We start from the raw sequence: 12,803 nt of genomic DNA on the forward strand, positions 1-12,803 counted from the left end.
CCCCGGGACCGTAGCTGGGATTTGGGGGGACGCACGTGGACATCTTCAGGAAACGACTGAGCACTTTTGCGAGATGGGGCATCCGGGGACTGGGCCTGGCGCTTGGGGCGAGCATGTTTGCGTCCATTGCGCAGGCGGTTCCTGACCCTACCGTCCCGATAGGTTTCTCGATGAAATTCGTGGATGGTTCGGGAGCAGAGATAACAAGTGTCCCCGCCGGACAGCCGGTGTCACTCGAGTACTCGTTGGACAACCCCAACGGGACCCTGGTTTCGGTTGTATTTTCGCATCTTTTTCCCACCGGCATGTCAGTTGCGGCAAGCCCGAACCTCTCGGGGAACTGCCACTCAACTAGCCTGACTGGGGGGGTGGCGATGTCCACCTTGGTTCAGGTCGAGAGCACTATTTCGGAAAACTCATCCTGCAAAGTCGTCGTGGACGTCGTGATGTCGACGCCGGGGTCTCTTTCAACCTCGACAACTGCGCTGGAGACAGAAATCGGGCCAAGCGGGCCTGCCAGCGCCACGATTGAAGTCTCGAGCCCTCCCAGCTTCAGCATGTATTATAATCCGACCTCGACGACGAATAACGACAGCGCGACGCTCACTTATTTCATCAACAATGTGTTGAACGGCGTCGAGGCAACCGGTCTGAATTTCAACCATGCCTTCCAGACTGGTATCAACAGCGTCGAGATTGCGGACCCCGCCAATGCGTCGACAACATGTACAGGTGGAACACTTACAGCGGTCGCGGGTGGTACGTCGGTCACCTATACTGGCGGGTCGGTCGGCGCAGGAGCAAGCTGTAGAGTAGATGTGCATGTGAAATCAGATGAGGCGGGGACGTTCGCTGAGCAGACGGGCGACCTCACATCTTCCCTGGGCAATAGCGGCACGGCGTCTGGCACGCTGACGGTCAGCGACGTCATACTGCCGAAATTATTGAATGTTTTCTCGAACGACCGGTCGCCTACTTCCAACGACCTGGTAAGCTTTGATTTTGAGTTCAGCGAACCGATGAGCGAGGCGTCCATAAACGCTGACGACTTCATCATATCGGGCACGACGGCTACGGCTTCGGTCAGCCAGGTGATAAATTCGGCGCGTTTTCGCGTGGTGCTGTCGGGCGGCAATCTGGCAAATGTGAACGGGACGGTTTCCGTCTCGCTGCGGAGTGGTGCCACCGTGAATGACCTGGCGGGCAATGCGTTGGTCAATATCAATGCCACCAACACGAACCAGAATTCGGTTGAGGTCGTGAACGATAGCACGCAGCCGACACTGGTCGCGTTTGAGCGCCTCAATCCGTTGGATCAGAAGACCGCGGACGACACGCTGGTTTTCAAGATCAGTTTCAGTGAGCCCGTCAGGAATGTGACCGCAGACAGCTTCAGGATCAATGGCACGAGCGCGACAGGCGCACTCGTCAGCACCAGCAAGGGCGATCCGGTCGGGAGGCGTGAAGCGTCTGCCTCGTTCATCCTGGGCAGTCCATCAAAAGATGGTCCCGTGATGGGGGACTTGGAAGGTCTTGCCGGGCAGGAGTTCACCCTGACAGTGTCCGGCGGCGACCTTGCCGACCTGAATGGCGAAGTCAGTCTTGATCTGGCGGCGCCGATCGTGCCCACGGAATTTAGCACGTTCAGCATGGACGGGCCGCCTCCCATGGTGCGTTTCGGTATAACTGACTTTTCAGGCAATCCGCTTGTCCAGGCAGAACCTGCAACCGACGAGAGCTATTCTGTTTACAATGGCGACCTGGTCCTGAACTCGATTAAACGTAGGGCGCCAGAGACAGAGACGACCGACGCTGACGAGCTGGAATGGGATTTTCAGTTCAGCGCGCTGTCGCGTGACTTCGCGCTAACAGCGGATAACTTCACGCTAACGGGAACAACTGCGACCCTATCGGTCACACGCTATTCCATCGGCTTTTACGTCAAGGCTTCGGGCGGTGATCTGGCGGCGCTCAATGGTGATGTCACAATCGCCCTGAAAGCCGGCATCACCGATGGTTTCGGCAATACCCTCCAAGGGCCGACCGGTGCGAACGAAAACAGCTATAAAGTTCAGAACGACGCGACCATTGAGGATGGCGCGCCGCCGGTTCTCAGCATCAATCTGCCGGGGACGGAGACGACCAAGGCCTTCGATGCAGTCTTCAAATTCAATGAGGCTGTAACCGGGTTCGAGCTGGCCGACATCACGGTCGCCAATGGCGTTGCAAGTGAGTTCACAGTGACGAGCGCTTCTGAATACAAGGCGCTGATCACCCCTCAGGCACCGGGAACGGTAACGATCAGCGTGGCCGCAGCGGCCGCGAACGATACAGCCGGAAATGCGAGCGGCGCCCAGAGCGCGGCAATCGAAGCCGTGTCCAGTACGCCTGAAGTATCGGTGGTCCTCTCGTCTGAAACAGCAGATCCGGGCGCCGTTGTCGCAGCGGCGACGATTTCGAACCCGGGGTCCGAACCTCTGCCGTTTACAGCGTCCGTCGACGTGCCATGGATCGATATCACGCCAACGACGGGCACGATCTCTCCGCTTGGTACGTTTGATATCTCGGTCAGCCTGAATGACGGCGTAAATGAGCTGCAGGCTGGTGACTATCGCGGCACCGTTACCGTTGTGGTTGGCTCTGCGCCGGTGGCTTCGGCCGGTTTCTCTGGCGGCGCTGACGGTCAGCCTGTCCAGTCCGGCGGGTCCGGCGGCAATCCACTTGCTGTCGGTCTGAGTGCGGGAACAATCCTTGTGGAGTTGCCAGTGAATGTTGCGATCCAGCAGCGTTTCGGGAACGTCCAACTGGTCACGACGACGCCGTCCGGTGTCTCTGGCGAAGCGAGCTTCACCTACACTTCCGACGTTCCGGCGTTTAACAATCTGACGCTGTCGACGAGCGGCAATACCGCCAATGCAAGCAGCGGATCGATCCTGTTTGGCAGCTATGCGATCACGCAATCGGCGCCTCTAGGCTGGCGGGTGAAGAACTTCGATTGTTCCGGCGATGTTGATGGGGGGACCCAATATGACGCGGCAACAGCCACAGCGACGATCGACGTCGACCCGGGCGAGAACATCGTCTGCGTCTATGAAAATGTCCGCGACGAAGATGCGGTTCGCCTCGCCACCCAGAGGGCCATCCGGAACTTTATGGTCCGCCGGGCCGACCGGATCGTTGACGCTGCGCCAGACCTTTCGCGCCGGTTCACCGAGCGCCTGTCCAACCAGCGCGGAGGCATGTCCGCCAATGTGGCCGGGACGGGCTTTTACCAGATGAACGTCAGCGCATCACTGGCGGGCATGCGCAATCAGGCAGCCGCCGAAGAGGCCAATAGCCGCGCCAGATACAACACTACCGAAATACCGTTCATGGATGGCTGGGACATCTGGCTGGCGGCCGAAATCTCCGGCATCTCCGACGACCGCGCAGGCGAGCGGGCGAGCACCGACTTTGCCATGGGCCAGCTGGGCGTCGATTACCTCCTGAAGGACAACCTCATCATCGGCGCGATGGCGCAATATGACTGGATGGACGATCAGGCGCGCGAAGTGTTCGCTAATGCGGGGGCTGTTCGCGGGGCGCAGGTTCAGGGGGAAGGCTGGATGGCCGGGCCATATGCGGTCTGGAATATCAAGGACACACTCGTCCTCGACGTCTCTGCCACCTATGGCGAATCCGATAACCGGGTGAACCCGCTGGGGCTTTACAGCGACGACTTCGATACCGAACGGTTCATGCTGCGCGCGAACCTGACGGGCGAGTTCCGCTCAGGTCCGTGGAGCCTGCGCCCGCAGGCAGGTATCACCCATTTCGAGGAGAGCCAGGACGCCTATACCGACAGCCTTGGCATAGCCATTCCGGGCCAGAACATCACGCTCGGACGTCTGCGCGCAGGCCCGGAAGTTTCCTGGCGCGGCGAGACCGATGGGGGTGGCTGGCTAGAGGTCAGCGGCGCCGTTCGCGCGGTCTGGGACTATGATAGCGCCGACCTTCTGACCGAGTCGGGCCAGTTGACGAGCGGAGGCCGGGACATGCGCGCCGATGCCGAGATCGGCTTTGCAGCCCAGACCAAATGGGGACCACTGATCCGGTTTGAGTTTGGCCACTCCGGGCTCGGTGTGAGCGACTATGAGGCGCAAACGGCGCGACTGGAAATCCGCGTGCCGTTTGGCGCGGCTGGCACCGTGTCCGGCATGATGCCTCTTGCCGCTTCAGGAATGGGTGCCGCTTCCGGTTGCGGTATCCCGGGCGGCGGGATCCATAGCACCTTCGCCAGCCAGCGCGGCTGCGGGACGTCCATGCTTCAGTAGAGTAGCTCGATGAAAGATCGGGTTGAGGGCCGGCAGGCGTTACGTCTGCCGGCCCTTTTTTATTCTGCGCGGCAATGGCGGGCGCTCAGCGGGCGTCGCCAGGCTTTGCGTATCCGGGACCAAAAAGCTTGCGACAAAAACCATAACGTGTTCTAAAAAAAGAAAACGAAGAGGGAGGTCGAAATGGCCAATAGCAATCTTTCGGTCGTCAGGAAGTCCATCCTGCCGCAAGCTGGCGATTCCTGGGCGTCGATCGCCCAGCGGGAGCTGTTGGATCTCAGCGAGAAGGATGGCGTCGCCAGCCTGCAAAGCTGGAACCTTCATGTCTTCATGCGAGCACCGGCGCCCGACGATAGCCCGCGCGCAGGCAATCCTGTCCTGCCCAGCGATGTCATCTTCGTAGAGCCACCGCTTGCTGGCAAATGAGCGCGGCAACCATCCACCATGTTGAGGTCGCCGCTGCCCATGATGGCATCGCTGAGCTCAATGTGACGCTGGAATACGAAAATGGCGGACGCGCGCTCATCACGCTCGATGAATACGCCACCCGCATCCTGATGCAGTCGACAGGCGTCGACGATCCGGAAGACTTGACCGGCAAGGGCTGGGAGCATGTGCGCGACGCGCTCGCCGCCTCGTCTGCCCGCTATTTGAACGACCAAACCTCAGACCAAAGGGAAAATTCCCATGTATGACCTAATCATCCGCAATGGCACCGTCGTCGACGGGTCTGGCCTGCCAGGCTATCAGGCCGATGTCGCAATCACCGGCAACCGTATCGCGAAGATCGGCCGTATAAGCGAGACCGCCGAGCGTGAAGTCGATGCGGCCGGGAAAGTGGTGTCACCGGGCTTTATCGACCCGCACACGCATTTCGATGCGCAGCTGCTCTGGGATGGTTATGCCAAACCGGCCCTCTCGCATGGCGTGACGACCATTGTGCCAGGCAATTGCTCGCTCTCGCTGGCGCCGCTCAAGGCCGACCACAGAATGCGGCTTGTTGGTATGTTCAACCAGATCGAGGAAATGCCGTACAAGGCGTTCCGCGAAGGCGTCGTCTGGGACTGGGAGACGTTTTCGGAATACATCACGCGCATTCGCAAGGGCCTTGCCATCAACGTGGCGCCGCTTGTCGGCCATAGCGTCATCCGGCTCTGGGTCATGAATGATGCAGCCACCGAACGCACAGCCACCGATGCCGAGATCGCGGAGATGCAGAACGTCCTGCGCGAATGTCTCGATGCGGGCGCGGCCGGCCTCTCGACCAGCTATGTCGACATGGACGAAAAGCTCCAGCCTGTCCCGAGCCGCTATGCTGAGGCCCGCGAGGTTGAAGCGCTGGCCGAAGTGCTCGGCGAATATGGCCGCATGCTGCAGATCGTGCCGGAGTTCTACGATCCTGATCTGACGATTGCCCGCCTCGACCAGCTGGCTGAACTGTCGATCAAATATCAGATCCCGACGACCTTTTCGCCGCTCTTCCTGAATGCTGACAATGTCGAGGCTGTCGACCGGGTCATGAAACGCGTCGATGAGCAGTTCGAACGCGGCGCACGTGTCTGGCCGCAGGTTCAGACGCGGCCGATCGATATCTCGTTCAGCTTTGCCGTGCCGAGCCTGCTCTTCATCCGCTTCCGCGGCTGGTACAACATCATGCGCTTCGGCAGCCCTGATGAGATCATTGCGACATTCTCAGACCCGGAAAAGCGCAAGTCTCTGGTTGAAGAGGCGCAAGGCTACAAGGATCTCTGGCCGATCCTCGTGCTGCGTCAGGTCAAGACGGACGCGAACCAGAAATATGTCGGCAAGACGCTTGGCGAGATTGCCGAGATGCGCGGGACGACACCTGTCGAGGCGATGATCGATCTGTCGCTGGAAGAAGAGCTCGACGCGCATTTCCTGGCTGAAAGCATGGGCCATAATGATGATGCGCGCGTTGCGCGGCTTCTCAACCATCCGCGCGTCCATATTGGCGCAAGCGATGGCGGGGCGCACATCCTGTCCTTCTCGACCTATGGCGACACCGGCTATCTTCTTGGGCGCTTTGTGCGCGAGCTGAAATCGGTGCGCATGGAAGACGCGATCAAGAAGGTTACGTCCGATACGGCCTCGATCTGGGGCATTCCTGACCGCGGGCTGCTGCGGACCGGCTATATCGCCGACATCGCCGTCTTCGACGCCGCAAAAATCGATCGGGGCGTCGAGAAGTTCGTTCAGGATGTGCCGGGTGATGGCAGCCGCTATGTCCGCGATTCCCATGGCGTCGATACGGTCATTGTGGGCGGCGGCATCGCGTGGACGGCGAAGGATGGCTATCAGGATGCCCGCGGCGAAGTGCTGCCGGGCGAGACCGCTCGCCAGCCTGAGCTGGTCGCAGCCGAATGAGCTGGGCGGGGGTGAGCCAGCGGCGTGTTGCCACGAATGGCATCGAGCTGAACATAGCAGAAGCGGGCGAGGGGCCTCTTGTCCTGCTTCTGCATGGCTTCCCGGAGTCCTGGTACTCCTGGCGCCATCAGTTCGCGCCAATCGCAGGCGCTGGCTATCACGTTGTTGCGCCGGACATGCGGGGCTATGGCAAGAGCGACCGGCCGAAAGAAATCGAGGCGTATAATCAGGTCGAGGTCCGCAAGGATATCATCGGCCTGATCGATACGCTCGGTTACGACAAGGCCATTGTCATCGGTCATGACTGGGGCGCGCCGACCGCCTGGGCGACCGCTCTTCATCATCCTGACAAGGTACGGGCCGTCGGGGCGCTGTCGGTGCCATTTATGCCGCGCTCTCCTGTCCAGCCGATGCCAGCCATGCGGGAGATGTTCAAGGGGCAGTTCTTCTATCAGCTCTACTTCTTTGAGCCGGGCATTGCCGAGGCCGAGTTCGAGGCCGACATTCGCACCGCACTGAAGAAGTTTCTGGTCATGGCGGGCGGTGAGACGGACCTCACGACCCTCCCTGCGAAGGGGCCAGAGGACGACATGTTCTCCGGCCTGCCAAACCCGGACACGCTGCCGCCCTGGCTGAGCGAGGAAGATCTCGATTTCTATACCGAGGAGTTCGAGCGTTCAGGCATGCGCGGGCCGCTGAACTATTATCGCAATCACGATCTTGCCTGGAAACTGACGGAAGGCGCGCCCACGACCATCGAGCAGCCAGCCTTCTTTGCTGGCGGACTCAATGACGGGGTCATCATGATGGCGGCTGAGGCGCTCCAGGCAATGCCGACCTTTGTGAAGGACCTGCGGATGAATGAGCTGATCCCCGGTATCGGCCACTGGACGCAGCAGGAAGCGCCCGAGCGGGTGAATGAGATCATTCTCGAATTTCTGAAGGATGTGGACGGATGAGCGAAGACGTTCTCGTAATTGGCGCCGGTATTGGCGGGCTTTGCACGGCGCTCTCACTGTCACCCACTGGCCGGCACATCACGCTTCTCGAACGTGACCAGCCGCCGCCAAGTACAGACGCCGACGTGGTCTTCCTGGACTGGCACCGGCGCGGGGCAGGACATGTGCGCCAGAGCCACGCTTTCCTTGCGCGCCTGCGCGGGATCATCAAGGCGCACCACCCGGGCCTTCTGGATGAGCTGAAGGCGCTCGGCGCGCGCGAGCTGACGTTTGAGATGATGTTGTCGGACATCCAGCGCGAGCTTTATGAGCCGAAGCCGGAAGACGAAGAGCTGACCATCATCACAAGCCGGCGCACAACGCTTGAGCTCGCGCTCCGCAGCTATGTCGAGCGGCTCGAAAATGTGACGATCCGGCCCGGCGTCTTTGTCCGCAAACTGCTCACCCGGCCCGCCGATGATGGCTCGGTTGAAGTGTATGGAGTCACCGGCGAAGAGAATGATGCCCCGCTTGAGCTGCATGCCGATCTGATCGTCGATGCGAGCGGCAAGTCAGGCTTCCTGATCCAGCAGCTGATGGACGAAGGCGCCAAGATTACCGAGGAATCTGAAACTGCCGGTATCCTCTATTTTACGCGCCACTATCGCCTGCTTCCCGGACAGGAAGAGCCTTCGCGCACAGAGAACCCGCCAGCGAGTGGCGATCTTGGCTATATCAAGTTCGGCGTCTTCCCGGGCGACAATGGCTGCTTTTCCATCACGATCTCGGTCGCTGAAGTGGAAACCGAACTTCGCAAGTCGATCATGAACCCGGATGTTTTTCATGCCATTACGATGGAGCTGCCAGGGATCCGTCCATGGACAGACCCTGCGCGTTCAGAGCCGCGCGGCAAGGTGCACGGGATGGGTGATCTTCACAGCCGCTGGCGCGACATCGTGGTTGAGGGCGTCCCGGCGACCCGCAATTATTTTCCGCTGGGGGACACGCTGGTGCGGACCAATCCGCTCTATGGGCGGGGCTGCTCATTTGCGGCGGTGAGCGCAGAAATGCTGCGCGAAACGCTGGACGAGACAGCCGATCCCGTGGCGCGCCAGACCGCGTATCATGCGCGCCTGCGCAAGGAGCTTCGGCCCTATTATGTGAACCAGCGGGCGCAGGACCGATCCGCCATCAAGCGGGCCGAAGCCGCGCTGACGCCGGGTTATCGCAAGAGCTGGTGGGGCCGGATGGTCCAGAGCTTCTTCGAAGACGGCGTAAGCATTGCGGTGCGCTCGGATATCGCCATGCTGCGTGAGGCCATGCGCGGTTTTCATATGTTGGAGCATCCGAACAAATGGCTGGGCAGGCCGAGGAATTTTTGCCGGGTCCTGTATTACTGGGCGCGTGGCAAGAAACGGAACGCTGCCGCCTATCCGCCGAGCGCTGGTCCTGACCGCGAAACCCTTCTGAGCACTCTCGCTATCGACCACCGTGCCGATTTGCGCCAGTCTCTCGCTCAACGTGAACTGGCTGCCTGAAGCCAGGAGGAGAGGGGCGGGTTAGATTGCAGGACATCGGTAAACGCGAGCAGGCGAAGGCGCAGCGCCGCTCACGAATAATACGTGCGGCCCGGGACCTCATCAGGGAGACCGGTGATACTGATCTCTCCATGAGGATGCTGGCGCAACGCGCCGAGGTCAGCCTGTCCACGCCCTACAATCTGTTTGGATCCAAGCGAGCGGTCGTGCTGGCCGTGCTCGAGGATGAGCGCGATTTCGTTGAACGGTTCGGAAAGCTCGACAGAGGCAATAGTATCGACCGTATCTTTGGCGCGCATGAGCTGGCTTTTAGCTACTATACGGGCGACCCGGAGTTCTATCGCACGCTATGGCGCGCCTTGCTCAGTACGACGGGGCAGGACGATATGGGGCTCGCCACGCCCGAACGTCTTGCCCAGACGCAAGCGATCTGGCGGGCACTTCTTCACAACGCGGTCAAGGATGGAAGTCTGGCAGACGATGTGCCTGCCGATCTGACGCTACAGGCAATGGCACATACGACGGGCGGCGCTCTTCTTTCATGGGCGGTCGGCAGCCTTTCGACCGCGGCGCTAACGCCAACCGTCGGTATCGGGTATGCCATCTGCCTTCGCGGTGTTGCCACGGTAAAGGGCGCCCCCCTGCTGACCAAACGGATTGAGGCGTATCGAAATGATCTGGCGATCGCCGGAACCAGGGTCAGCGATCGGTCGCCCGAGACGCTGTAGGCGCCGGTATTCCGGAAGTTTTGGCCGGTCTCGGCGCTGGGGGAGAGTCTGCGCCTGGATGGGCGCCCAGCCCGCTCCAATGAGTTCTTGATAAGTTAAACCTTTTGCCTGCAAGGTTGCAGGTATGACGGGGGCGGCAGAACCATTTCCAGATCTTGTTGGATCGGCAAGGATCGAGCTTGAGCAGGCTCGGCTGCTTCGCGCCAATCTTGTAAGATCCTGCCTCTTCGTTGAGGCGGTGATTGTTTATCTGACCGTGATGATTGTCGCTTTCGGCACGGTTGAGTTTGCCTTGCTCTGGTTGCTTGCCGCGTCTGTCATGGTCGGCGTCACTTTCGTCCATGCCAAGCTTCGCGCGCCGGGTGAGGTCACATCTGAGAACTACAAACCCTATCTTCGCGGGCACATTGTAGTGTGCAGCCTGACGGGGCTCGTCTGGGCTTTGTTCGCCAGCCTGAAACTGAATCCAGGCGATGTGCTGTCGATGTTTGTTGCCGCGAACATGATCTTTGCCATCACGGTCGGCGGTATCCTGCCCGGATCGGAATATCGGCCGGGCTATATTGCGCTCGCCAGCTTTGCGATCCTCCCCTTTGGGGCCTACTGGATCTATGCGCTCGACGGAACAACCCGTGTCGCAGCTCTCGGCCTTCTCCTTTATTATGTGTTTGGCCTTCTCGTCAGCGGCCAGACCGACCGTGATATGCGCGATGGGATTATCGCCCGAACCAACAGGCGTCTCACGGAGGAGCTCGTTGAACGCAACAAGACGATAGAAAAAGTGAGCGCCGAACGCACTCGGTTTCTTGCAGCGACGAGCCATGACCTTTCCCAACCGCTTCACGCGCAGGGCTTTTTCATTCAGGCGTTGCGCGGTGAACTCTCAACCGGAAAGCAGCGCCAGCTTCTGGACAGGATCGAGGCGACATGGCGCAGTCAGATCGAATTGTTGCGCGGCATCGTGGACATTACGCGTATCGATAGCGGGTCTGTCGTTCCCGCTCTCCAGACGATTGAGCTAAACACGGTCACGGGTAGCCTGGCGGACGAGTTTTCCAGGCAGGCCCAGGAGAAAGGGCTGACCTTCGATAGTTCTTCAGCGAACGTTGTTGTCAGTACGGATCCGGTTCTGCTGTCGCGCATTCTGCGCAACCTTCTCTCCAATGCCGTGCGCTATACGCCTCAGCATGGCGAGGTCTTTCTGCGCACCCGGTCTCAAGACGGTGTGGTCGAAATCGAGATTGGCGATACGGGCCCCGGCATTCCGGTCGAGCGACAAGAGGATATTTTTGAGGAATACGTGCGGCTTGAGGATGAAGACCCCGCCAAGCCGGGCCTCGGGCTTGGTTTGTCAATCGTCAGGCGCCTGGTCGACATCCTTGGTCTGGACCTGGAGCTGAAGTCTAGCGCGGGGAATGGGACAAGATGGGTACTGCGGCTGCCTGAAGGCGCCGAGGCCGAGACGCCAGAACCTTTACCGGTGAAAACGGGCCGCCCCGTCTTCGCTCGACCTCCTAACTGTCTGATCGTCGATGACAATCAGGAGATCCTGGACAGTATGAGCGAAATGCTGACGGCCTGGGGGTGCCGGACCAGGGCAGCCATGTCGGGTGATCAGGCAGTGTCATTGCTGGAATCCAGCGTAAAGCCGCCAGACATTCTGTTCGTCGACCGGCGTCTGGCAAACCAGGAGGACGGGGTCGACACAATCGCCCGGCTGCGCGACGTGCTGGACGAGCAGACGCCTGCGGTTCTGATGACAGGGGATATCGCCGCGCTCGATACGCTCACTTCCAGCCTGTCTATTCAGGTTATGCTGAAGCCTGTTGTGCCAGACGATCTGGAGCAGGTTTTGCGGACTCTGGATCGACGTAAGGGTGCAGGTCCGGCCGCAGTGTCCTGAGAGGGCTTTAGACGAGACCGAGTTGCTGAGCTTTCTGCATGCATTCGGTGCGACGGCTGACACCAAGTTCAACGAAGATGAACTTCAGGTGCGTCTTGACGGTGTTCTCGCTGATATTGAGCTTGGCGGCAATCTCGCTATTCGGCGCACCCGTGCACAGAAGCCGAAGAACATCGGACTGGCGCTCACCAAGTTTCGGAAGATCGAAGCAAGGCGGCGCTTCAGTGTCCAGATCTTCAATGGTGCCGGCTTTCTGGCTGGAGAATTCATGGAAACTATGCGGGTCGCTGAGAACGGTATTGACCGCATTAACCAGAGCTTCCCGGCCTTCGGACTTGTGAATGAAACCGTTTGCCCCAAGCTGGCGCATCTCATCGACCGGCGCATTTGTGTTTATGCCCGACAGCATGAGAATTGGTGTTCTCAGCCCCATGGAGCGGACCTCGTCTATGAAGGTCAGTCCGTTCATTTCCTTCATGATGAGATCGCAGATGATGAGATCGTGCCGCTCGCCAGACTTGAACCGGCGGAGAAGCTGGGACGCTACGGATACGGTCTCAATGCAATATTCAGGCAGCTCCTGCTCAACGATCAGGGCGAGCCCCTGAAGGAACAGGTCGTGGTCATCGACAATTGCGATTGATTTCGATGCCTCACCCATAGCTTGTGTATATCCGCTCAAGCAGCCAGTGCAAATCACGTGTTCCGTAATGACCAGTACAGATTACAAGAAAACATGACATGAGACCGTTCGGCGCATGCAAGCGCCGCGCCGAAAACTTCGATCTCCAAAAAAATCATTCATCAAAAGCTTCGGGTGTGAAGAGCCATTCCAGAAATGAAGATAGCCCGACTTACCGTGGAGCGCACTCAGGCCCATCATTTGCCGGCTGCTCGATGTGGGTTGGTTCTATAACGAGTTCCAGCTGATGTAATGTTCTGTAAATGCCGGTTGAGCAGATGATGTTGCGCGCTGAGAAAAGGCGATGGTCTACGAT

9 protein-coding genes are annotated in these 12,803 nt (G+C 59.5%); 8 read left to right on the forward strand and 1 reads right to left on the reverse strand.

Going from position 1 to position 12,803, the window contains the following annotated elements; all coding sequences use genetic code 11:
• Window positions 1–170 precede the first annotated feature (170 nt).
• The 8 genes from F550_RS0114715 to F550_RS0114750 all read left to right on the forward strand — a co-directional run bounded on the left by F550_RS0114715 (window position 171) and on the right by F550_RS0114750 (window position 11,805).
• The gene (locus F550_RS0114715; RefSeq protein WP_456077547.1) at window positions 171–4,313 is read left to right on the forward strand and encodes a DUF7933 domain-containing protein; all 4,143 of its coding nucleotides are present in this window, start codon (window positions 171–173) and stop codon (window positions 4,311–4,313) included.
• Window positions 4,314–4,496: 183 nt separating this feature from the next.
• On the forward strand, window positions 4,497–4,739 hold the full coding sequence (locus F550_RS0114720; protein WP_018149343.1) for a hypothetical protein: 243 nt from the start codon (window positions 4,497–4,499) through the stop codon (window positions 4,737–4,739).
• The gene (locus F550_RS0114725; protein WP_018149344.1) at window positions 4,736–5,008 is read left to right on the forward strand and encodes a hypothetical protein; all 273 of its coding nucleotides are present in this window, start codon (window positions 4,736–4,738) and stop codon (window positions 5,006–5,008) included. Before F550_RS0114720 ends, F550_RS0114725 begins: the two co-directional genes overlap by 4 nt.
• Complete coding sequence (locus F550_RS0114730; RefSeq protein WP_018149345.1) at window positions 5,001–6,698, forward strand: N-acyl-D-amino-acid deacylase family protein; 1,698 nt, start codon at window positions 5,001–5,003, stop codon at window positions 6,696–6,698. The genes F550_RS0114725 and F550_RS0114730 overlap by 8 nt, the downstream gene beginning before the upstream one ends.
• A gap of 11 nt (window positions 6,699–6,709) precedes the next feature.
• Window positions 6,710–7,657 (forward strand): alpha/beta fold hydrolase, encoded by a 948-nt coding sequence (locus tag F550_RS0114735; RefSeq protein WP_233349039.1) that lies wholly within the window; start codon window positions 6,710–6,712, stop codon window positions 7,655–7,657.
• Window positions 7,654–9,174 carry an FAD-dependent oxidoreductase gene (locus tag F550_RS0114740; protein WP_018149347.1) on the forward strand — a complete coding sequence of 507 codons (1,521 nt, stop codon included), beginning with the start codon at window positions 7,654–7,656 and terminating at the stop codon, window positions 9,172–9,174. Before F550_RS0114735 ends, F550_RS0114740 begins: the two co-directional genes overlap by 4 nt.
• A gap of 26 nt (window positions 9,175–9,200) precedes the next feature.
• Window positions 9,201–9,902 (forward strand): TetR/AcrR family transcriptional regulator, encoded by a 702-nt coding sequence (locus F550_RS0114745; protein ID WP_018149348.1) that lies wholly within the window; start codon window positions 9,201–9,203, stop codon window positions 9,900–9,902.
• 124 nt (window positions 9,903–10,026) lie between these two features.
• Window positions 10,027–11,805: a hybrid sensor histidine kinase/response regulator gene (locus tag F550_RS0114750; RefSeq protein ID WP_018149349.1), complete on the forward strand. Its 1,779-nt coding sequence runs from the start codon at window positions 10,027–10,029 to the stop codon at window positions 11,803–11,805.
• A gap of 7 nt (window positions 11,806–11,812) precedes the next feature.
• Here F550_RS0114750 and F550_RS0114755 read toward each other — a convergent pair whose 3' ends face one another.
• Window positions 11,813–12,466 (reverse strand): response regulator transcription factor, encoded by a 654-nt coding sequence (locus F550_RS0114755; protein WP_018149350.1) that lies wholly within the window; start codon window positions 12,464–12,466, stop codon window positions 11,813–11,815.
• Between the last annotated feature and the right edge of the window lie 337 nt (window positions 12,467–12,803).

It is taken from the genome of Henriciella marina DSM 19595 (genome assembly GCF_000376805.1).
Lineage (GTDB): Bacteria > Pseudomonadota > Alphaproteobacteria > Caulobacterales > Hyphomonadaceae > Henriciella > Henriciella marina.